Below are 22245 nucleotides of genomic sequence, written 5' to 3'. Positions count from 1 at the left end.
TGTATTCGAAAGGTCTACTCGCAACGCCGGCCGGTGGCGCGATCGAAGAGATGCAGCGCGCTGGCATCGAAGGCGAGCGTGAGCGTTTGCCCTTCGGCAATCTCGGTGCGCGGCGGCAGGCAGGCCATCAGCCGCTGCGAACCGGTTTGCGCCGTAACGATAAGCTCGGGGCCTGTGAGTTCCGCGACCTCGCAGATGGCCTCAAGCTTGCCACCTTCCTCTAGGCGCAGCGTTTCCGGCCGGATGCCGATCACCAGCTGCTGTCCTTGGTTGATCCCAGCTTTCGTCGCCGGCATCGGCAGCGTGATCGATGTTCCGTCGATGCGCAGCAAACCGTGATCGGCAGTCGCGTTCAAAAGGTTCATCGGCGGCGCGCCGACGAAGGTCGCGACATAGAGTGTTGCCGGATGATTGTAGATTTCGTCCGGCCTGCCGAGTTGTTCGATCCGTCCGTCCCGCATCACGGCGATGCGGGTTGCGAGTGTCATCGCTTCGATCTGGTCGTGCGTCACGTAGACGACGGTGGTCTTCAGCATCTGGTGCAGGCGCTTCAGCTCGGTGCGCATCTCCATGCGCAGCTTGGCGTCGAGATTGGAGAGCGGCTCGTCGAAGAGGAAGACTTCCGGCTTGCGCACCAGCGCCCGGCCGATCGCCACGCGCTGGCGCTGGCCGCCGGAAAGCTGGCTCGGCTTGCGTTCCAGCAGCGCTTCGATCTGCAAGAGCTTCGCCGCCTCGCGCACAGCCCTGTCGCGCTCGGCGGCAGGCACCTTGCGCATCTCCAGGCCGAAGCCGATGTTGCGATGGACCGAGAGGTTCGGATAGAGGGCATAAGACTGGAACACCATGGCGATGTCGCGGTCCTTCGGATGCACGCCAAGCACGGAACGTTCGCCAATGCGGATATCGCCGCTGGTCGCCTCGGCAAGCCCGGCGATGATGTTCAAAAGCGTGGACTTGCCGCAGCCAGACGAGCCGAGCAGCACCAGGAACTCGCCGCTTTCGAGCGAAATATCAATGCCTTTCAATGTCTCCACTTCGCCGTAGCTCTTGCGGATGTTCTGGATTTCGAGCGCGCTCATGAAAGGGCCTCCTCGGATGCGTTGGCCGGGCCATAGCTGCGCGGCAGAGTGGAAATGGCGCGAGACGCGACCGCGGTCCCGGCCGAAAGGCAGGCCGCAGGTGGCTCGCCGCGGGCAAGGGCGGCCAGAAAGCCGGCATTGAAGACATCGCCGGCGCCGATCGTGTCGACGACCGTGACCTTTGGTGCTGCGGCCGAAACGAGCTTGCGGTCGGCATCGACGGCGATCGCGCCGTCCGGACCGCGCTTGACGACGAAGATCGCGCCTTCTGGCATCAGTGCATGGAGCGCGCGCGCAGCCTCCGCGGGATCATCTATGCCGGCTAAGGTCGTCGTTTCAACTTCGTTCATCAGCGCGATTCCGCAGCGGGAGAGCCAACGCCGCGTGGCATTGCAATTCTCCTTGGTCCAGCCGTCGAGCGGCCAACCGGTATCGAGCGCGACTGTGATTCCATGCTTGTCGGCCCAGTTGAACAGCGCGTCATAGTCGCGTGTAAGATCTTCGGTCAGAAAGGCGCCGCAGAGCAGTGCATAGCCGCCGGCAAGCTTCTCGCCATTGAGAACCGTAAACACGTCATTGAGATTGAACCTTGGCAGGTGGCCGCGCGTGGTGAAGAAGGTGCGCTCGCCATCGGGATGGGTAATGCCGACCGAGAGCGTCGTGCTCTCCGGTCGTACGGGCCACTTGCTGCTGCGCGCGCCGAAGGCTTCGCTGAGCCAGCGGCCGAACTGATCGTTGCCGACATTAGCCGCGATCTCGTAATCAACGCCGAGACCCTCCCAGGCAAGGGCGCTATTGCCAGCCTGGCCGCCGACGCGCAGCTCGTCGTGATCGACAATGATCTCGGTGCCGGCTTTCGGCCACGGCGCTGCCGGCCCGAGGATCAGGTCGATATTGACGTTGCCGATGACTGCAAGCGGCTTCATTCATTCGCTCCGGGTGATCTTGGTGGAGCGCACCGGCGTGCCGGCATTCTCCACCCGCTCGTCGGCAAAGGCGATCATCAGCGACTGGGCGACAGGCAGCATCTGGAAGATCGCCGCAAGACCGGTTTCCGGCTTGAAGCGCAGGGTGACGCAACCGGGAACCGGTTCTTCCCCGGAGCCATCGAAGACGATCACGGGCGCACCGGTTGCCACCGCGGAAACAGCCATGGCCGTTACGAGACCAGCCGTCGCATCATTGCCACGGAAGAGAACGACGCCGATCGAAGGCCCGAGCATTTCCATCGGGCCATGGCGCAGCTGGCCGCCTTCGAGCGAGAAGCACGGGCGGCGCGAAAGTTCGGTAAGTCCGAGCGCCAGAGCCTCGGCAATACCCTGTAGATGCCGACCGGAGGTTACAACCGTCGCCACATTGGCGAGAGCCGCAAGCGCCGGCTTGATATCGAGCGTTTCGGGCGCGCGAAGCACGGAAAGCGCAGGCGCCGGATCCTGACCGAGGGCGGCGAATACAGCCAGATGCAGCGCGAAGGTGACCGTGAGGCTGCGTGTAGCGGCAAAGGCAAGCTCCGTGCCGCCGGCGCCGACAAGAGAAGGCGCCGTCTTGGCGAGGAAGGAGCTACTCTCCAGTGTCAGGCCGAAGGTCTCGGCAGTGCCGCCCGTCTCGTTGAACCAGCGCAGCACTTCGGCGCTTTCGCCGGATTGCGATGTCATGAAGATCGTACGGCCCTCCAGCGATAGCGGCTGGCCGAGCTGTTCGGAAAGCGGCAGGGCGATCGCATCGATGCCGGCGGCGCGATAGAGCGGCTCGACGGCGCGATTGACCGCGTGGGAACCGCCCATGCCGAGCAGCAGCAGCCTGCCGGTGCGTTTCAGCGAGGCGGCGGCCTTGGCGGCCATGTCGGCGGCCGTCTCGAAGGAGGTAAGCGCATCGCTATGCTGGCGCGCCATTTCGTGGTCGATGGCGGCAAGGCCTTCGGGGCGGGTTTTCTCTTGGGTCATGGTCATCCCTTTACGCCGCCATTGGTCAGGCCCGAGATAAGGGCACGTTGCATGACAAGGCCGATCAGCACCGGGGGCAGGGCGGCTAGCACGCCGGCAGTCGCGATCAGTCCGTAATCCGAGACACGACCGCCGGCGAGATCCGCGATGGCGACGGTGAGGGTCTTGGCGCGCTGGTCTGACGTGAAGAGCAGCGCGTAGAAGAATTCATCCCAGGCAAGCAGGAAGGCAAAAAGCGCCGAAGTCGCCATCACGGGCATGGCAAGCGGCAGCGTGATGATTCGCAGCGTCTGGAACAGCCCGGCGCCGTCGATCATTGCCGCAGCCTCGATCTCCTTCGGAATGGAATCGAAGCCGGATTTCATCAGCCAGGTCGTGAATGGCGCGAGAATCGTCAGATAAACAAGCGCCAGGCCGAAAACGTTGTTGAGCATGCCGAGATGGGCAAGCCCCATATAGAGCGGCACGGCAAGCGCCACCGGCGGCAGCATGTAGGTGGCAATGACCATGGAGAGCGACCATCTGACGGACGGCGTGCGCGACACAGCCCAGCCGGCCGGGATGGCGAGCGCGATGGCGGCAATCGTCGCCATGCCTGCGACTTCGATGCTGTTGCGCAGCGACGAGGTGAAGGCTGCACCCTCGCTGTTTTCCAGCGTGGACAAGAGCACTTTGTAGCGCGAGAAGTCCGCCGTCTGCGGCCACCAGCGCAGCGGCTTGGCGGCGAGATCGGCAGCCGGCGAAATGCTCATGATGAAGAGCCAGGCGATTGGCGCCAGGATCACGACGGCGAGCAGGATGGCGCAGACATAGATGAAGCAGGTGAAGAGCGGGCTCTGGCGTTCCATCAGGCGGCACTCCCTGCGGTTTTGCGGACAAGGGCGGCATAGGCGGCGGCAAGCAGCGTGACCAGCAGCGTGACGATGAGGGCAAGCGATGCGCCCGACCCCGCTCGCTGGAAGGAAAAGGCTTCCTGATAGACGAGGATCGATAGAGTGCGCGTGCTGTTTGCCGGCCCACCGCGTGTCATCACCCAGATGATATCGAAGACCTTGAAAGCCTCAATGGTGCGCAGCACCAGCGCCACCATCAGCGGTCCCACAAGATAGGGAAGGATGACGAAGCGGAAGCGCTTGAAGGGGCCGGCGCCATCGACCAGCGACGCGGCGGTGATATCGCGCGGTACCGCCTGCAGGGCGGCAAGTGCAATGAGCGCCACCAGTGGGAAATTCTTCCAGCAGTCGGCGACGATGAGTGCTGTCAGCGCCGTGCCCGGTTCGCCGAGCCAGGAGCGGTAGGCGTCGATGAGGCCAAGCTGGGTGAGGGCTGCGTTGAGCGCGCCATATTCGGGATTGTAGATCAGCCGCCACAACGTCGCGTTCACGACGGTCGGCAACGCCCAGGGCAGGATCATTAGTGCACGCAGCACGCCGCGACCCCTAAAATTCTGATTCAACAGTAGGGCAGCCAGCACGCCGAGCACCATTTCGGCGGCAACGGAGACGATCGCGAACCACGCCGTGGTAATCAGGGTGCGCTGAAAATTGGAGTTCGCCAACATCTTCGCGTAATTGTCGATACCGACGAAATTGCCGCCGGTTCCCACAAGCTTCGCATCGGTGAAAGAAAGGCCGACCGTGTCGACGAGGGGCCAGCCGATGACGGCGATCATCACCACAAGCAGTGGCAGCATCAAAAGCCAGGCGCGAGTTGTCATGGAGGTGCCGGACATGGCGGGCCCCTTCTTTCATTCTTCATGGAGGAAATTAGAGGCGGGCGGCGATTGGCGCCGCCCGATGAGATTATCAGAGACCGCTATTGTCGGCAGCAGACTTCAGTGCGTCTTCCGGAGAAGACTGGCCGAGCAGCGATTCCTGGATCGCCTGCTGAAGTGCGGTTGACAGTTCCTGATATTTCGGCGTCGTCGGACGCGGATACATGGCAGCGAGGCCGACCTTTGCGGCCGCGATCAGTTCTTCCTGACCCTTGGTGACGGCCGGATCACTGTAGGACGATGCCCAGATCGGCAGGCTAAGCTTCGCATACTGGTTCTGCGTTGCCTGCGAGGTCATGAAGGAGATGTATTTCCAGGCCTCGTCCGGATGCTTGCTGGCAGTAGTGATGCCGAGACCCATCGAGCCGTTCACCGCCGAAGCCTCGCTCTTGCCGGCAACGCCCGGTGCCGGCACGACGCCGACCTTGCCTGCGACCTTGCTGTCCTTCGGGTCGTTCGCCATGTTGTACATGTAGGTCCAGTTCAGCGCGAAGGCGGCGTCGCCGTTTTCGAAGACCTTGCGAACGTCTTCTTCAAGGAATTCCTTGGAGTTCGGGTTGGTCAGGCCGGACTTGTAGCTGGTGACCATGTATTTCAGGGCGTCGAGGCCGCCACCGGTCTGGAAGTCCGGCTTGCCATCCTTGATGAAATCGCCCTTATAGGCGCTGACGAGCGTGGCGTAGTCGCAGATTGCGGCTTCGGCCTGTGACCAGCTCCAGGCAATCGGCGTTGCCAACAAGCCCTTGTCCTTGATGATCTTGGCCTGCTCGTTCAGTTCGTCCCAGGTCTTCGGTGGCGTCTTGATGCCGGCCTTTTCCAGGATTTCCTTGTTATAGAACAGGTACTTGGTATCGAGGATCCACGGCATGCCGTAGTACTTGCCGTCATACTGCACCGTCGTCCATGCACCCGGCAGCACGTTCTTCTTCGTCTCGTCCGAAATGCGCGATGAAACGTCGACCAGAACCTTGTTGGTCGCGTATTCGGCCGGCCAGATCACGTCGAAGAGCACGACGTCGTAGCCGCCGCCAGATCCCTGCGCCAGCACCGTCTTGTCGTGCAGGCCTTCATAAGGGACGAATTCGAGGTTGACCTTGATGTCCGGATTGGCCTTGGAGAAGGCATCCGTCATCGCGCGCACATCGGCTTCGCTATAGGCAGCCTGCGCCATGAAGAGGGCATTGATCGTCGTTTCGGCAAGGGCGTGCGAGGCGAAGGATACGCCGATCAGCGCTGCGCCCAGCAATGTCTTGTTCAATGATTTCAACATTCCATCCTCCAGTTTTTGACAGTCACGCGATTTTTCCAAAGGCGGCTGACGTCGCCATCGGTTGTCGAGCAGGCAATTGGCCGGGCTGGCTGCCGAACATTGATCGGAGCGTCGCTTAAGTTCCCTGGTGAAACTCTGTGGTTTCTTTTAAGTCAATTGTCTTGACTAATTTGTTCTTCAATATTCTATTGCTGTCAAGAGGGCAAAAGCGGATGCACGATATTCGCCCGATCAGGGCTACCAGCGGAACGAACCACGAGGGGACCAGCGCCCATAACCGGCGGGTGATCATCGACGCCTTGCGGCTCAATGGTGCGCTCTCCCGCGCAGATCTCGCGCGCGCCACCCGCCTGACGAAACAGACCGTCTCCAACATCATGGAGGAGCTGGAAAACGACGGTCTCGTCACATCAAGGGAAACGGTGCGCCGCGGCCGCGGTCAGCCCTCGACGCCCTACGGTCTTGTACCGGAAGGCGCCTGCGCCATCGGCCTGCAGATCGACCGTCACATCACCCGCGCCATCGCCGTCGATCTCGTCGGCAATGTGCTGATACGCAAGGAAGCGAACCTGCCGGGAGGTGGACCGGCGACAGGTACGCCCATCGTCTTGCAGCTCGTGGAGGACGTGCGCAGCGAATTGAAGCAGCGAGCGGCTCAGGCGGAGAAGCGCCTCGTCGGCCTCGGTGTCGCGATGCCAGGCCCGTTTGGTATCGAGCAGGAGGATGCCGACAATCCCTGGATGATGGGCGCCTGGCAGCGCTTTCCGCTGCTGGAAACGTTGTCGGTCGGAACCGGCCTTAACGTTACCCTGCAGAATGACGCCGCGGCCTGCGCGACCGCCGAGCGCATGGTCGGCGCCGCACATGGCCTCGACCATGCCGTCTGCCTCTATGTAGGCTATGGTATCGGTGCCGGGCTCATCCTCGGTGGTGAGCTCTATAGCGGTGCGCATGGCAATGCCGGCGAAATCGGCATGGCGCTGCTGACATCAGGCGGGAAACAGACGCAGCTGGAGCATCGCGCATCATTGGCTTCACTCTACGATCACCTCGGCCTCGATCCGATGGCGCCGGATATCTATTCGCTGATAGACAAACGGGCCGCTGCCGACGATCCAGATATTCTCGCCTGGATCGAAAGGGCGGCGATCGACCTGCGCTGGAGCGTGCAGCTCATCGAAACCATCTTCGATCCGCAGACGGTGATTTTGTGCGGTGGCGCGCCCCCGGCGCTCGCAACTAGGCTGATGGCCGCGATGCAGCCGCTCCTGCCCTCCAATGCCGATCGTCCCGATCGATTGCTGCCGCGCCTCCAGCTCGGCATGACCGATCCTTGGGCCGTGGCGCGCGGTGCGGCGGCAGAGCCGATCGGCCATGCCTTCGATCCGCGCTTCCAGGCGATCCTGAAATCCTAATATTTAGAGATGTCTCGGGCTGGCGCCGAGGCGCGCAAGCACCTTGTTGGGAATGCCATAGCGCTGGATGACGTCACGGCCGTTGCGCAGGCCGCAGATCTCGCGATGGATGAACATGGCCCAGACGGCTTGCGCCGCGATATCCACCAGCCGCTCGTGTTCGACGCCCTCCTTGCCCTTGGCCTCGCCCTCCTGCAAGGCTGCAAGCGCCGCTTCCACCTTCATGCCGTGATGCCCGAGCGTACTGGCGCGTTCCGACATCATCTCATATTCGAGAATGCCGAGGCCGGTCTCGTTTGTCTGCGATGGATTGAAATTGCGCGGCGGGCGAACTGTCATATCGGGTTCCGCAAGCTGGCGATCTGTCTCTTCGCCGATTCTACACAATTCCAGCCCATTCCCCAAGCGCATGGAGGTTGCGTCATCTTGCGGCTGAGCACATGAATCCGGAAATGCCGGGATTTTCCTGCCCGCCGTCCGTTTTCGGGTGGTTGGCGACGGTCATTTGAGGTCCAATGGGGGCATAAGCGCTCCATCAGAGGCAATCTCGCCCGATGCCATGAGCGCAATTCAAAGAAAGGATATCGGCATGACCAAAGCCTCGAAAAATGCGGAAAAGCAGTATGTCTATCGGATCATGGACTCGCCCGTCGGCGCGTTGAAGCTCGTCGGCAGCGATGATGGACTTGCCGCGATCCTTTGGGACAATGATCGCCCAGGCCGTGTGCCCTTGCTCATCGTGACTGAGGATGACAGCCATCCGGTGCTCGTGGAAACCGAGCGGCAGCTCCGTGAATATTTCGCCGGCGAACGACAGGTTTTCGATCTGCCGCTCGATTTTGCCGGAACTGAGTTTCAGCAGAAGGTATGGCAGGCGCTGCTCGCCATCCCCTTCGGCGAGACGCGCAGCTATCGCCAGATCGCGACCGAGATCGGCTCGGCCAAGGCGATCCGCGCCGTCGGTGCCGCCAATGGCCGCAACCCGATCTCGATCATCGCGCCCTGCCACCGCGTGGTGGGATCGGCTGGTGATTTGCGCGGGTTCGCCGGCGGTCTCGAACGCAAGGCCTATCTGCTGCGGCTCGAAGGGGCTGATGAGAAGACATTCGATTTTGCCGCTTGATCTCGCGGCGATTGTATGGCGCATTGCCTGCCGTAAATCCCTTCTCCCTCGGGGAGAAGATGGCCCGAAGGGTCGGATGAGGGGGCTAATCGCCTCGACTCATAAGCCTTTATGCTCCGGGCGAATCCCCCTCATCCGCCTACCGGCACCTTTCCCCTCGGGGAGAAGGAGGTGCGCGGCAGTGGGCTCTTCCCATATGAAAACAGCCCATCCGGCATTTCGGATGGGCTGCTTTCATTTCGTATATCCAAGCTCAGCGGCCGACCGTGAACGTCATCAGCCGGCCGCCCCGTTTCAGCCCTCGAGCCACTTCACCTGCTCTGGCGTCAGCTTGATGTCGAGCGCCGAGAGGCTGTCTTCCAGCTCGGCGATCGTGCGCGGTCCGATCAGCGGTATCACAGGGAAGGGCTGTGCGACGACATAGGCAAGCGCGATATGGATCGGGTTGCGGCCGAGCTTCTGCGCCAGTTCGATCGCCCGATCGCGGCGGCCGAAATTGCGGTCGGAATACCAGACGCGGACCAATTCCTCGTCGTCGCGCTTGTCGCGGCCGGCGCGGTCGGTAAAGAAGCCGCGGCCCTGGCTCGACCAGGCGAAGTTCGGGATCTGCTTGGCATTGAGCCAGGCCTTCCACTCATCGTCCGAGGCGGCGATGCAGCCGGCCCAGATCGGGTCGAGCATTTCCGCCAGCGAGAAGTTGTTGGAAAGGGCAGCCGGTGCCGTCTTGCCGTTCTTCTCGGCATAGGCGATCGCCTCGTCGAAGCGGGCGCGCGTCCAGTTCGAGCCGCCGAAGATGCCGCGAATACGGCCGGCTTTCACCTCGGCATCCATGGCATCGACGAACTCGCCGACCGGAACGTCGGTATTGTCGCGGTGCATGAAGTAGATATCGACATAGTCGGTCTTTAGGCGGTTGAGGGACTGGTCGAGCTGCTTGGCGATCACATCCGGATAGCAGAGTGGTGAATGCGCACCCTTGCCGATCAGCACGATCTCCTCGCGCGGCACGCTGCGGCTGGTGTGCCAGTCGCCGAAGATGCTCTCCGTCTTGCCGCCACCATAGACATAGGCAGTGTCGAAGGCATTGCCGCCGGCTTCATAGAAGGCGTCGAGCGTCAGCGAGGCGGCTGCGAAATTTGGGAAGAATTCGAAGCCGAGCGTAACAAGCGATGCCGGCTTGGATATGCCGGGAATGCTGCGCTTCGGAATGCTGTTGCCCTTGGTGACGGTCCCGCCGGCGATGTTCTTCGTGCGCTTCGCTGCTTTCTCGATACTATATTCAAGGCCGATCGATGCGCGCCATTGGTCGAGCACTTTGAGGTTTCCGATCGAATCGGCCCAGCTGATGCCGGGATAGGCGAATTCCTTGTTTCCGGCGCGGATGGCATCGCCGGCCGCATCGACTTCGAAGGAATAGAGCCAGCGATCTTCCTTGACTTCGATCGTCTGGGTCTCGCCGCCCTTGATGACTTCGATCTTGCCGACACCGCCCTTGTGACCGGAGGCAAACCAGAAGTCCTTGACTTCGATACGGCCTTCGGAGCCGATGATGCGCAGCGTGTTGTCCTGATTGGCCATGATGGAGCAGGACACTTCGGCAATGATGTCGTTCGGGAACTTCAGGACGGCGGAGGCCCATTCGTCAACGCCGGTCTGACCGAGATGGCCGACGCCCGATACCTTTTCCGGATCGAGGAACGGCTTGCCGTCGACCGCGCCGGCAATCAGGCGGGCCATAGAGACCGGATAGCCGCCGACATCGAGAATGCCGCCGCCGGCAGTCTCATTGGCAAACAGCCGGTGTTCCGGATTGACCTTACCCATGTTGAAACCGAAGGAGGTGCGGATGATGCGCAACTCGCCAATCACGCCGCTCTTGACGAGCTCGATCAGTTTCGCCGTCTGCGGATGGACGCGATACATGAAGGCTTCGCCGGCGAAGACACCGGCCTTCTTGGCCTCGTAATAGATAGCTTCGGCATCGAAGGCAGAAAGCGCGATCGGCTTTTCGACGAGCACATGCTTGCCGGCACGGATCGCCTTGATCGCCCATTCGGCGTGGCCGGTATGCGGCGTGGCGATGTAGACGGCGTCGATTTCCTTGTCGGCGAGCAGGGCTTCATAACCATTGGCGATGCGCGCGCCCGGGAAACCGTCGCCGAGACCCGGCTTGTCCGGGTTGCGGCTGGCGATGGCCACCAGCTTGCCGCTGCTGGAATGGGCGATACCATCGGCAAAAGTCTGTGCGATCCTGCCGGGGCCGATGATGCCCCAGCGGATTGGTGTCTCAGTAGTCATGGAACGATCCTTTCTAAATCTGCATGCTGTCTTGGGAGGATTGGCAGCGCCTATCGCAATCGGTTGCCGGCGCTGTCGAACAGGAATGTCTTTGTCGCCGAGAGCGCCACGGTGAGCTTGTCGCGGTTGCCCGTGTTGCGGGATTCCTCGCGCTCGATGACGATCTGCTCGCCGCCTTCGATATTGGCGTAGATGTAGCTGGTATTGCCGAGATGCTCTGCGACATCGACATCGACGGTCATGTCCACATCGCCGCGTCCGGCCTCGAGAAAATGTTCCGGGCGGACGCCGAGCGTCACCGGCTGGCCGACTTCCACCTTTGCCGAGGAGGCGGGCAACGTCAGGCGGATGTTGCGCTGGCCCTTGAGCACGACGGCGATGCGGCCCTGCTGATTGTCAGCCACTTCGGCCTGCAGGAAGTTCATTTTCGGCGAGCCGACGAAGCCTGCGACGAACTGGTTGGCCGGGTCGTCGTAAAGGTCCAGCGGCGCGCCTACCTGCTCGATATTGCCGCCGCGTAGCACGACGATCTTGTCGGCAAGCGTCATGGCTTCCGTCTGGTCGTGGGTGACGTAGATCATCGTCGTGCCGAGCTTCTTATGGAGGCGCGATATTTCGACGCGCATCTGCACGCGCAGCTCGGCATCGAGGTTGGACAGCGGCTCGTCGAACAGGAAGATCTGCGGCTCGCGCACGATGGCGCGGCCGATGGCGACGCGCTGGCGCTGGCCGCCGGAAAGCTGCTTCGGCCGGCGTTGCATGAGTTCCGTAATCTGCAGGATCTCGGCGGCCTGCTTGACGCGGCGGTCGGTATCGGCCTTCGGATTGCCGTTCATGCGCAGCCCGAAATTGAGGTTCTGCTCGACGGTCAGATGCGGGTAGAGGGCATAGGACTGGAAAACCATGGCGATACCGCGATCGGCCGGTTCCACGTCATTGACGATTCGGCCACCGATCTTGAGCTCGCCGCCGGAAATATCCTCCAGCCCAGCGATCATGCGCAACAGCGTGGACTTGCCGCATCCGGACGGCCCGACGAAGACGACGAATTCGCCGTCCTTCACCTCGAGATTGGCGCCGTGGATGATTTCCAGCGAACCATAGCGTTTGACGATATTGGTGAGAGAAAGTTCAGCCATACGGATCTCCCGGAATTATTTGATTGCGCCGGCGGCAATGCCGGCGATGAAGTGGCGTTGCAGGAGAACGAAGATGATGAGAATCGGCGCCGTCAGCATTACGGCACCGGCCATGATGCCGCCCCAGGAGACCCTTGTGAGGCCGATCAGCGTTCCGAGCGCGACAGGCGCTGTCATCATCCCCGGCCGGGAGTTGATGAGCAGCGGCCAGAGATAGTTGTTCCAGGAAGCCAGGAACAGGATGATGGCGAGTGCTGCCATCGTCGGCCTTGCGAGCGGCAGGGCGATGCGCAGGAAGATCTGCCATTCCTTGACGCCCTCAACGCGGGCGGCATCAAAGAGTTCGCCCGGCATCATCGAGAAAGCCTGACGCATGAAGAGAACGCCGAGTGAGTTGAAGAGCGGCGGCACGATCAGCGCAACCCATGTGTTCGCCAGCCCGAAATCGCGCGCCACCATGATGAATTGCGGAATGATGACGACGGAGTAGGGCAGCGTGATGGTGCCGAGGATGATGCCGATGACGCCCGAACGGCCGGCGAACTGATAGCGCGCTAGCGCCCATCCGGCCATCGATGTCAGCAGCACCGACAGGAAGGTGTAGATGACCGCAACGACGATGGAGATCGTCATCGCGCCGACGAAGTTGGTGTCGGCCTGCAGGTTCCGGAAGTTGTCCATGAAACCCGTCGACGGTGTCAGGATGATACCGGGACTGAAAATGCCGTAATCGGGCATGGTGGAGAAGACGAACATCATCCAGAGCGGAAACAGCCAGATGATGGCGAGCGGCGCCAGCAGGCCATGCAAGGCGATCGAGCGGATCAGAGTGGATCTGGATTTTGATTTCATTTCGGTTCGCGCCCCACCCAGAGATTGAGAAGAGAGATGACGACCGCAAGCGCCGCCATCGTATAGGCGATCGCCGAGGCATAGCCGAAGTTGGTCGACTGGAAAGCCTGGCGATAGAGCAGCAGACCGAGCGTTTCCGTCCCGCCGCCGGGGCCTCCTCTGTTGGTGATCAGATATGGTTCGGTGAAGAGCTGCATGGTGCCGATGACGGACAGGACCACGCAGAACAGGATGATCGGCTTCAGGAGTGGCAGTGTGATATGGATGAACTGCTTGAAGCGGCTGACGCGGTCGAGGGTTGCGGCCTCATAAACATCCTCCGGGATCGATTGCAGCCCGGACAGAATGATGATGGCGTTGTAACCCGCCCAGCGCCAGGTGACGGCGATAACGATGAGCACCATGGCGGCGTGGGAATCGGCGAACCACGACACCGGCGCGATGCCCACACTGCCGAGCAGCTTGTTGATGATGCCGAAATCGACGTTGAACATCAGGCGGAAGACCGCGGCATAGGCGACCTCGCCAACGACGACGGGCGCGAAGAAAGCGAAGCGGAAAATGCCACGGGCCTTCAACAGCGGTGAGTTCAGCAGCACCGCCATGACCGTGGCGAGTGTGATCATGACCGGCACTTGGACGATCAGGATAATCAACGTGTTTTCAAGCGCGTTGTAGAATGCCGGATCACCGAACAGCCGCCCCCAATTGAGCGACAGATTGAAGGTCCACGGATTAACACGGGTATTCTGGAACGAGATCAGAAACGAATCGATGATCGGCCAGACCCAGAAAGCGGCGAATACCAGAAGATAGGGTGCAAGGAACGCATAGGCGCTCCGGTTTCGCAACCGCATGAAAGCCTTCTCCTTTATGCGCAGAAAAATGATGCGTAACATCACATCCCCGCCGCCCTCTAGAGCGTGACGCCGAAAAGTGTAGGCGATTTTCGGACGACGCCGCGCTCTGCTTCTTTGATTCTAGAGCGGCGGGGATGCCGGGCGCGGCTTGGGAGGCACGCCCGGTGGTGTCAATCATTTCGCGAGCGGCAGGCCCGTCGCCGAGGCGATCTGCTGGGCCGCGTCGTCGAGCGCAGCCTTGCCGTTTGGATATCCGCCGGCAAGATATTTCGTCTGAACGGCTTTGATGATCTCATCGGCGTCGCTGAAATACTGGGTACCTGGGCTCGGGTGGATTTTCGGCAGGGTGGCGAGGATATCGGCCCAGACCTTTTGCCCACCCCAATAAGGCTGCGGTTCGTTGACGAAGGGATCCTTGACCGCCGTCAACAGCGACGGCACGAGACCGAAGGACTTCAGCATCGTCACCTGGCCCTCATTGGTGCCAAGCGTGTATTCAAGGAATTTCCAGGCGGCTTCCTTGTGCTTGGAGCCACTGGCGATTGCGAGCGAGGAACCGCCAAGATTGGCTGCATGCGGGCCGTCAGCCGTCATGCTCGGCATCGGATAGACGCCCCATTTGCCGGCGAGATCCGGCGAGGTGGAGCGGACGGTGCCTTCATACCAGCCGCCATAGAGCTGCGATGCCACCTTACTTGCAGTGTTCGCCTGAATTTTCTCGTTCCAGTTCGCCGCGGTCATCAGGCCCGCGTCCTTGATCTCCTTCACCTTGTCCAGTGCCTTGACGCAGCCGGGCTGGTTGACGGTGATGCTCTGGCTGTCGCTCGAAAAATAGCCGCAACCCTGTTCGTTGGCGAGCATACGGAACCATTCGCTGTCGCCGTTTAGATCGGCCTGCGTCATGACCACACCAGGATTAGCGGCGGAGATCTTCTTACCGGCGGCGATGAAATCGTCCCAGGTCTTGATCGTTGCCGGATCGACGCCGGCCTTTTCATACATGTCGCGGCGATAGAACATGGTGACCGGACCGGAGTCCCACGGCATGGCGTAGGCGGCATCGCCGACTTCAAGCTCGGCGCGCTTGAAATCCGGGAACTGCTTCTTCAGCTCGTCGTTGTAGCCAAGCTTCGTGAGATCGGTCAGGCAGTCCGGAAAGCGGTTCCAGAAGATCGAAGCCTTGTGGTTTTCGATCGACATGACGTCAGGCAGGCCGTCGCCGCCGGCGGCGCAAGCGGCCAGCATCTTGTCGAAGACCTGCGGGTTGCCGATGTCTTGAACCTCGACCTTGATGTCAGGATATTTCTTGTTGAACCCCTCGACTGTGGACTTCAGCGCCGATGCGGCGATGTTCCAGCTCCAGACCGTAATGGTGGTTTGCTCAGCAAAGGCAGAACCGGAAGCGAGCAGGGCAGCAAGGGCCGTCGCTCCAGCAAGTTTTAAACGCATTGAAAATCCTCCCTTTTCAATTGCCGTCCTCAAGAGAACACGCTTAAACTAGCTGTCGGTACGCTTCTGTCTCCTAAAAAAGGAACATCGACTTGGCGAAAAGTAAGGTGGGTCAACGGGCGGTTTATCAGCCGGGGGCGAGCAGTGTCGAAGGGCTCCCAAACGTCCTGCAGATGTTTCATAACCACCCGTTGCCGATGGCAAAGCCGCATTGGCACGCGCAGGTGGAAGTCAATTACATCGTCCGCGGCACCGTGCATTACCGCATCGGCGATCACGAGCTTACTTTGAGAGCCGGCGAGATCTGCCTTTTCTGGGGTGGCCAACCGCATCAGCTGGACGAGCTGTCGGAAGATTCGATCTATGCGGGCGCGCATCTGCCGCTTGTGCATTTCTTCCGCCTGCGGCTGCCGCTCGATATTTCCGGTCGCCTCATTCGCGGGCAGGCGCTGATAAGCTCGGCGACCGATGCCGCAGACGACGAAAATTTCGCCCGATGGCATCGTTATGTCATGTCCGAGGACGGCGCCAAGGCCGAACATGCCGTCGCGGAACTTCTCCTGCGCCTGGAGCGCATCGCTTTCGAGCCCTATCGCATGGTGCCGGAGAAGCAGGAAAATCTGACCAACGATCAGGCCCATCCGCAATCCTCGCGCAGCCTGGCGCGCATGTGCGATTTCATCGCCGATAATTTTCTGCACGACATCGATACCGTCGATATCGCCAAGGCGGCGCATCTCCATCCGAAATACGCGATGAACCTCTTCAAGAAATCCACCGGCATGACGTTGGCGAAATATGTGAACCTGCTGCGCCTGTCGCGCGCCCAGGCGATGCTGATGCGGGACGGCGCCAATGTGCTGCAGGTGGCGATGGATAGTGGCTTCGGCTCGATCAGCGCCTTCAACAAATCCTTCCGCCATATTGCCGGCATGACGCCTTCCGATTTCCGCCGCGACATGCGCGTGCTGTCGGCAATGAATGTCGAAGCCATCAAGCCTTCGATGCATCGACCGCCACAGCAACATTATCGTTCGTGAGACTTGCAGTCATGGGCGATCTCGCGCATTGCTCCTCACCGATTGAGGGAGGAGTATCTCATGCGGCAGTTTTCAGCTTGTATCGAATGGTTGTTTGCACGCGACGGCGATGCCTTTGCCGATCGTGTCCGGCTGGCACATGCCGCGGGGCTCGATGCGGTCGAATTCTGGCACTGGACTAACAAGGACCTGGACGCGATCGCGGCTGCCGTAGCCGAGACCGGCATTGCCGTGTCCGGCCTCGTCGCGGAGCCGATGATCGCGCTGACGAATCCGGCAAACAAAGAGGCGTGGCTGACGGGGTTGCGAGAGTCCGTTGCTGTCGCCCAGCGTCTCGGCGCGCCGGTGCTGATCGCGCAGGCCGGCGATGATCTGGCGGAGTTTTCTCGTGCCGACCAGAGGGCGGCCATCGTCGCCACCCTCCGTGCCGGTGCCGATATTCTCGAAGGATCGGGCGTGCGGCTTGGCCTCGAGCCGCTGAACACAAAGATAGACCATGCCGGCTACTATCTGTCCTCGACCGCGGAAGGCCTCGATATCGTCGATGAGGTCGACCGCCCGGAAGTGGGCATCGTCTACGATCTCTATCATTCGGCCGTCATGGGCGAGGATACGCGTGAGGTCGTCGCCGATCAAATCGACCGCATCATCCATCTCCATGTTGCCGATCATCCCGGCCGTAACGACCCCGGCACTGGCCATATCGATCTGACGAAGCGGCTGGATTGGCTATACGCCCAAGGCTATCGTGGCAGGGTGGGTCTGGAATACAAACCGGCGACGCAAGATCCGGCGGCCGTTCGCGCTGTCGTGAAATCGCTCGGCGGTTAGAGCGATTCCAGGAAAAGTGCGTAGCGGTTTTCCCTCAGGAACTGCGTAAAACAAGGAGATAGAGCATTTTCGCGATTCGAAGAAAAGCGAAACGGCTCTAGACCGGCTCCAGCATGGCGAAGACGGCAACGAGCCCGATGACGACAATGCCGATGCCGATCTCGGCGATGCTTCCAAGCCGGAGGGCCAGCAGCGCGCGAGCCGGCTTGCGGCCGATCCAGGGAACGAAGACGTAGCGGTTGATGATGGCCAGCATCGCCATGACGGCGACCAGCGCGATCTTGATGGCAAGCAACTTCTGATAGGACGAAGACCAGTCCGTCGGCAGGCGTTTCAGGATCAGCAGCGTATTGACGATACCGGAGAGGATGACGAGCGCGACTGCTATGTGCCCGGCATTGGAGAACCGGCGCAACGCCACTTGCGCTTCCGCCCGGCATTCCGGCCGCCCGAGAAGCTTGAGGATAGGGATCAGCGGCACCAGCGCCCCCAGCCAGCCACCACCTGCAAGCACATGCAGGATATCATTGGCCCGGTGCGCCTGCCGCGCCCAGCCTTCCAGCATCGAGGCATGCCCGGTCAGTGACAGCGAGGCGAGCCCGAGGCCGGCGCCCAGGGTCAGCCCATGGCGGCGCCGGCTCTGCGGCAACAGCAAGGTGCAAACCATCACGATGGCCGCCAGCACTTGTGCCTGCCATGCAATCCCGACCGTGGTTTCGAAAACCACGTCATGCATCATGTCGGCATTGAGCGCATCGCTCCAGCCGTTGCCGATATTCGCCGTCGTCACCGGCAATGCGGCCAGTGCCGTTAAAACCGCAATCGCAACAATCAGCAAAAGCGGTTTTGCAGCTATACGCCAGACGGTGTCGGCAAGCGCTCTCGGCACGAACAGAGATAGATAGGCACAGGCGCCCCATAGAAACATCAGGGACGCGTCATGCAGGAAGCGGCAGAGTTGGAGCGCTGTCGTCGTTTCCATCAGGGTTTCACGATAAGTTTACAGGCGCCATGAATGGGACGTTCCAGTTTGAGGCATGTTGTTTGCGTCGGCAATCCGGCAGCCAATATGCTGAAGCTGCCCGGCACTCATGTTTTTTTCGGGTTGAACGGCGGGAATTTCTCGCGCCAACGTGGTCAGCGCGATAAGATTGCGGATACGCACTGTCAACTTTCTCCATGCATAAAGGCGCCGTTCGGGACGCTTTGCCGCAAGGCGGGTTGGTGTCGCAGGCCGAGGTCTGCCGTGGAACCATCATCAGCGATGATTTCCGCCTTTCTGGCAAAGAATCGTCGCTTTTGAGTCCTTTTTGCAGACACAGTTGAGGCGTTCCGGGGTGTACGCTCGAAAGGCAGTTTCATGGCGGCATCCAGGATACGCGAAAAAATGGCCAATGGCTTTGGCCACCGTCGGCGCCGGGAGTGGCTCGAAAATCTCGACATGCCCACCTACGTCATCGGTGATGTCCACGGCCGTTACGATCTCCTCAGTGCACTGGAGCGCAAGATTTTTGCAGACGCGGCGGGGCTTCCCGGCCGAAAGCTCATCATCATGCTGGGGGATTTCATCGATCGTGGTCCCGCGTCGGCGCAGGTGGTCGGCCGCCTCATGGCGCCGCCGCCGAACGGTTTCGACCGCATATGCCTCACCGGCAATCATGAGATGGCGATGCTAGCCTATGTCGATGGTGAGATATCGCTCGAGGATTGGGTGGCGCTTGGCGGTGATGCGACACTCGCCTCCTATGGCGTGGATATCCCTCGTCTACAGCAGTTATATCCCAAGCGGAAGAAGCTCGATACGTTCATCCGAACCTGGCTGCCGGACGATCATGTCAATTTCCTGCGCCGCCTGCCGATCTTGCTGGACACGCCGAAAGCTTTGTTCGTCCATGCCGGCATCGATCCGGATCGGTCGATTGCCGATCAGCAAGACGACGACCTCGTCTTCATCCGCTCCCGCTTCTACGACAGCGCACAGCCACTGCCGAAGTTGATTATCCACGGCCACACGCCAGTCCAGCGGGCCGAAGTCAATGGTCTCAGGCTCAATCTCGATACTGGAGCCTTCTACAGCGACCGGCTGAGCGCGGCCCGGCTGTGGCAGAGCCGCATTCACATCACCTCAACCTGATAGCCGGCTATAGATTGCCGATGCAGAGGTATTTCATTTCCAGATAGTCGTCGGCGCCGTGGCGCGAGCCTTCGCGGCCAAGGCCGGATTGCTTGATGCCGCCGAAGGGTGCCGTTTCCGACGACATCAGGCCGGTATTGATGCCGACCATGCCGTATTCCAGCGCTTCCGCCACGCGCCACACCTTCTTCATGTCGCCGGCGAAGAAATAGGCCGCAAGGCCGAATTCGGTATCGTTCGCTTGTGCGATGACATCCTCGGCGGTGTCGAAGCGGAAGAGCGGTGCAACTGGACCGAATGTTTCCTCGCGGGCAACCTTCATGCTTCGGTCGACACCGGTCAGGATGGTCGGAGCGAAGAATGTGCCGGTGCCTTCTATGCGCTTGCCGCCGAGCACGACGCGAGCACCCTTTGAGACGGCATCCCGCACATGGTCTTCGGCCTTGGCGACACCCTGTTCGTCGATCAGCGGCCCAACGGTCACGCCCGGCTTGAAGCCGTCGCCCACGTTAAGTTCGCCGACCTTCGCGGCAAGCTTGGCGGCAAAGGCGTCGTAAACGCTGGATTGCACATAGATGCGGTTGGCGCAGACACAGGTCTGACCGGCATTGCGGTATTTCGAAGCCATGGCCCCCTCGACGGCGGCGTCGAGATCGGCGTCATCGAAGACGATGAAGGGCGCATTGCCGCCAAGCTCGAGGCTGACCTTCTTAATCTGGTCGGCGCACTGGCGCATCAGGATGCGGCCGACCTCCGTCGAGCCAGTGAAGCTGATCTTGCGCACCTTCGCATTGCCGCAGAGTTCGCGGCCGATGGCCGGGCCGTCAAGGCCGACGATGATGTTGAGGACGCCAGCGGGAATGCCCGCTTCTTCGGCAAGCACGGCCAGCGCGATCGCCGTCAGCGGCGTCTGCTCGGCGGGCTTCGAGACGACGGTGCAGCCGACGGCAAGGGCCGGCGCGATCTTGCGGGCGATCATGGCGGCCGGGAAGTTCCATGGCGTGATCGTGCCGACGACGCCGACCGGCTGCTTGATGACGACCATGCGCTTGTCGTTCGAAGGCGCGGGGATGGTTTCGCCATAGATGCGCTTGGCCTCCTCCGCGTACCATTCGACATAGGAGGCGGCGTAGAGGATTTCGCCTCTGGCTTCCGGCAGCGGCTTGCCCATCTCGGCCGTCAGGATGGCGGCCAGCTCATCGGCGTTGGCGATCATGAGATCGAACCATTTGCGTAAGGTTGCTGCTCGTTCCTTGGCAGGACGGGCGGCCCAGGTGACTTGGGCGATATAGGCGGCATCGATGGCGGCCGCCGTCTCGGCAGCGCCCATATCCGGCAGCGAGGCAAGCACTTCGCCGGTCGCGGGATTGATGACATCGAAGGTCTTCGTCGCCCCGCCGCCCGTCCATGCGCCGTTGATATAGCCGGCGGCGCGCAGGAGGCGCGAAGAGAAGGGAACATGCTTGGTCATTGCTGTTGTAAAGGACATGCTATGCACTCCGATAGATTTTGCCCGGCAGGCTGCACGGACGGATAAGGGAAATACGCGGGTCGGCTTCGTTAATGCGAGGCGCTCGCCTCGATCAGCGATGCTTCGAGAATGTCGAGGGCTTCGCTGAAGATGCCGTCCTGAATGGTGATCGGCGACAGGAAGCGGATGACATTGCCAAAGACGCCGCAGGTCAAAACGATCAGCCCCTTGTCGAGCGCGATCAGCCGCACCTTGTTGGCAAAATCCGCGCTCGGCAGCTTGGTCGCCGGATCATTGAATTCCACCGCATTCATGAAGCCGGGGCCGCGGATATCAGCAATTTCAGGCGCCTTGTCGCGCAGCGATTCCAGCCGCTGTTTCAGGCGCGAGCCGAGCTGGTTGGCGCGGTCGCACAGACCCTCGTCTGCGATAACGTCGAGCACGGCATGGGCTGCGGCGATGCCGAGCGGATTGCCGCCATAGGTGCCGCCAAGGCCGCCTGGAGCGGGTGCATCCATGATCTCGGCGCGGCCGGTGACGGCGGCAAGCGGGAAGCCGCCGGCGAGGCTCTTTGCCATGGTAACGAGATCGGCCGCCACCTCATGGTGACCCATCGCAAACATCTTGCCGGTGCGCGCAAAGCCGGTCTGTACCTCGTCGGCGATCAGGAGAATGCCGTGCTGGTCGCAGATCTCGCGAAGCGCCTTCATGAAGGCTGACGGCGCCGGATAGAAGCCGCCTTCGCCCTGGACGGGCTCGAGGATGATCGCGGCCACGCGCTGCGGATCGACATCGGCTGCAAAGAGCTTTTTCAGCGTCGCCAGCGACTGCTCGACACTGATGCCGTGCAGCGGCACGGGGAAGGGCGCATGGAAGACATCGCCCGGCATCGGGCCGAAGCCGATCTTGTAGGGCGTGACCTTGCCGGTCAGCGCCATGCCCATGAAGGTACGGCCATGGAAGCCGCCGCCGAAAGCGATGATGGCGGAGCGGCCGGTGGCGGCGCGGGCGATCTTCACGGCGTTTTCGACCGCTTCCGCGCCTGTCGTCACGAAGATCGTCTTCTTGGCGAAATTGCCGGGGACGATCGCGTTCAGCCGCTCGGCCAGATGAACATAGCTCTCATAGGGTACGACCTGGTGGCAGGTATGCGTGAAGCGATCGAGCTGTTCCTTGACGGCAGCAATGACGCGGGGATGACGATGGCCCGTATTCACCACGGCGATGCCGGAGGCAAAATCGATATAGCGATTGCCTTCCTTGTCCCAGATCTCGGCGTTTTCAGCGCGGTCGGCGTAGATCTGCGTCGTCATGCCGACGCCGCGAGAAATGGCGGCGTTCTTCCGCTCGGTCAGGATCATTGCAGGGGCTCCCAGGAAGGCGTTTTCGAATTATCTTGCAGAAGTTCTGCAAGTTATTTAGAAAACTCCTACATTTTTCCTGCAAGATTTCAAGCGGGATTTTGTGCGGGTGACAAGAATGTGCGAAAGGCTCCCATGGAGCGCCGCGCGGCTTTTAAGGCGCGCTAAGCCGCGCAATCCATGCTAAACGGATCGAAAGACGAAAA

Annotated in this window: 20 protein-coding genes; 5 read left to right on the top strand and 15 right to left on the bottom strand. The window is 61.1% G+C overall.

Going from position 1 to position 22245, the window contains the following annotated elements:
* Positions 1-14: 14 nt before the first annotated feature.
* From GDN47_RS28085 to GDN47_RS28060, 6 genes are all read right to left on the bottom strand, one after another.
* Positions 15-1079: an ABC transporter ATP-binding protein gene (locus tag GDN47_RS28085; RefSeq protein WP_113389906.1), complete on the bottom strand. Its 1065-nt coding sequence runs from the start codon at positions 1077-1079 to the stop codon at positions 15-17.
* Positions 1076-2005, bottom strand: a complete 930-nt coding sequence (locus GDN47_RS28080) for a PfkB family carbohydrate kinase (RefSeq protein WP_152094694.1) — start codon at positions 2003-2005, stop codon at positions 1076-1078. Before GDN47_RS28080 ends, GDN47_RS28085 begins: the two co-directional genes overlap by 4 nt.
* A complete protein-coding gene (locus GDN47_RS28075) occupies positions 2006-3028 on the bottom strand; it encodes an SIS domain-containing protein (protein ID WP_113397376.1) in 1023 nt (340 codons plus the stop codon).
* The gene (locus GDN47_RS28070; RefSeq protein WP_152094693.1) at positions 3025-3870 is read right to left on the bottom strand and encodes a carbohydrate ABC transporter permease; all 846 of its coding nucleotides are present in this window, start codon (positions 3868-3870) and stop codon (positions 3025-3027) included. The genes GDN47_RS28075 and GDN47_RS28070 overlap by 4 nt, the downstream gene beginning before the upstream one ends.
* On the bottom strand, positions 3870-4754 hold the full coding sequence (locus tag GDN47_RS28065) for a carbohydrate ABC transporter permease (protein WP_069615347.1): 885 nt from the start codon (positions 4752-4754) through the stop codon (positions 3870-3872). Before GDN47_RS28065 ends, GDN47_RS28070 begins: the two co-directional genes overlap by 1 nt.
* 73 nt (positions 4755-4827) lie before the next feature.
* Positions 4828-6066: an extracellular solute-binding protein gene (locus tag GDN47_RS28060; RefSeq protein ID WP_113354165.1), complete on the bottom strand. Its 1239-nt coding sequence runs from the start codon at positions 6064-6066 to the stop codon at positions 4828-4830.
* A gap of 212 nt (positions 6067-6278) precedes the next feature.
* Between GDN47_RS28060 and GDN47_RS28055 the strand changes: the two genes are divergently transcribed.
* A complete protein-coding gene (locus GDN47_RS28055) occupies positions 6279-7481 on the top strand; it encodes an ROK family transcriptional regulator (RefSeq protein WP_113354164.1) in 1203 nt (400 codons plus the stop codon).
* A 3-nt stretch (positions 7482-7484) separates the two neighbouring features.
* Here GDN47_RS28055 and GDN47_RS28050 read toward each other — a convergent pair whose 3' ends face one another.
* Positions 7485-7820: a DUF6665 family protein gene (locus tag GDN47_RS28050; protein ID WP_113332422.1), complete on the bottom strand. Its 336-nt coding sequence runs from the start codon at positions 7818-7820 to the stop codon at positions 7485-7487.
* Positions 7821-8070: 250 nt separating this feature from the next.
* Between GDN47_RS28050 and GDN47_RS28045 the strand changes: the two genes are divergently transcribed.
* A complete protein-coding gene (locus GDN47_RS28045) occupies positions 8071-8604 on the top strand; it encodes a methylated-DNA--[protein]-cysteine S-methyltransferase (protein WP_113332434.1) in 534 nt (177 codons plus the stop codon).
* 294 nt (positions 8605-8898) lie between these two features.
* On the opposite strand, the gene GDN47_RS28040 is transcribed toward GDN47_RS28045, so the two are convergent.
* From GDN47_RS28040 to GDN47_RS28020, 5 genes are all read right to left on the bottom strand, one after another.
* Complete coding sequence (locus tag GDN47_RS28040) at positions 8899-10902, bottom strand: aldo/keto reductase (RefSeq protein ID WP_152094692.1); 2004 nt, start codon at positions 10900-10902, stop codon at positions 8899-8901.
* A 50-nt stretch (positions 10903-10952) separates the two neighbouring features.
* A complete protein-coding gene (locus GDN47_RS28035) occupies positions 10953-12041 on the bottom strand; it encodes an ABC transporter ATP-binding protein (RefSeq protein ID WP_113354163.1) in 1089 nt (362 codons plus the stop codon).
* Positions 12042-12056: 15 nt separating this feature from the next.
* Positions 12057-12893, bottom strand: a complete 837-nt coding sequence (locus tag GDN47_RS28030) for a carbohydrate ABC transporter permease (RefSeq protein ID WP_069615353.1) — start codon at positions 12891-12893, stop codon at positions 12057-12059.
* Positions 12890-13750, bottom strand: coding sequence for a carbohydrate ABC transporter permease (locus GDN47_RS28025; protein ID WP_069615394.1), 861 nt, complete (start codon positions 13748-13750; stop codon positions 12890-12892). Before GDN47_RS28025 ends, GDN47_RS28030 begins: the two co-directional genes overlap by 4 nt.
* Before the next feature lie 177 nt (positions 13751-13927).
* Positions 13928-15202, bottom strand: coding sequence for an ABC transporter substrate-binding protein (locus GDN47_RS28020; RefSeq protein ID WP_069615354.1), 1275 nt, complete (start codon positions 15200-15202; stop codon positions 13928-13930).
* An 86-nt stretch (positions 15203-15288) separates the two neighbouring features.
* Between GDN47_RS28020 and GDN47_RS28015 the strand changes: the two genes are divergently transcribed.
* Positions 15289-16242: a helix-turn-helix domain-containing protein gene (locus tag GDN47_RS28015; protein ID WP_233788792.1), complete on the top strand. Its 954-nt coding sequence runs from the start codon at positions 15289-15291 to the stop codon at positions 16240-16242.
* 60 nt (positions 16243-16302) lie between these two features.
* A complete protein-coding gene (locus GDN47_RS28010) occupies positions 16303-17073 on the top strand; it encodes a TIM barrel protein (protein ID WP_113397379.1) in 771 nt (256 codons plus the stop codon).
* A 97-nt stretch (positions 17074-17170) separates the two neighbouring features.
* Here GDN47_RS28010 and copD read toward each other — a convergent pair whose 3' ends face one another.
* A complete protein-coding gene (gene copD / locus GDN47_RS28005; protein WP_152094691.1) occupies positions 17171-18055 on the bottom strand; it encodes a copper homeostasis membrane protein CopD in 885 nt (294 codons plus the stop codon).
* Positions 18056-18433: 378 nt separating this feature from the next.
* Between copD and GDN47_RS28000 the strand changes: the two genes are divergently transcribed.
* The gene (locus GDN47_RS28000) at positions 18434-19207 is read left to right on the top strand and encodes a metallophosphoesterase (protein WP_152094690.1); all 774 of its coding nucleotides are present in this window, start codon (positions 18434-18436) and stop codon (positions 19205-19207) included.
* 7 nt (positions 19208-19214) lie between these two features.
* On the opposite strand, the gene GDN47_RS27995 is transcribed toward GDN47_RS28000, so the two are convergent.
* Both GDN47_RS27995 and GDN47_RS27990 read right to left on the bottom strand, forming a co-directional pair.
* Positions 19215-20696 carry an NAD-dependent succinate-semialdehyde dehydrogenase gene (locus GDN47_RS27995; protein WP_152094689.1) on the bottom strand — a complete coding sequence of 494 codons (1482 nt, stop codon included), beginning with the start codon at positions 20694-20696 and terminating at the stop codon, positions 19215-19217.
* Between the two features lie 71 nt (positions 20697-20767).
* On the bottom strand, positions 20768-22039 hold the full coding sequence (locus GDN47_RS27990; RefSeq protein WP_152094688.1) for a 4-aminobutyrate--2-oxoglutarate transaminase: 1272 nt from the start codon (positions 22037-22039) through the stop codon (positions 20768-20770).
* Between the last annotated feature and the right edge of the window lie 206 nt (positions 22040-22245).

The sequence above is a fragment of the Martinezella dioscoreae genome, assembly GCF_009176305.1.
GTDB lineage: Bacteria > Pseudomonadota > Alphaproteobacteria > Rhizobiales > Rhizobiaceae > Rhizobium > Rhizobium dioscoreae.
This window is presented reverse-complemented; position numbering and strand designations above follow the sequence as displayed.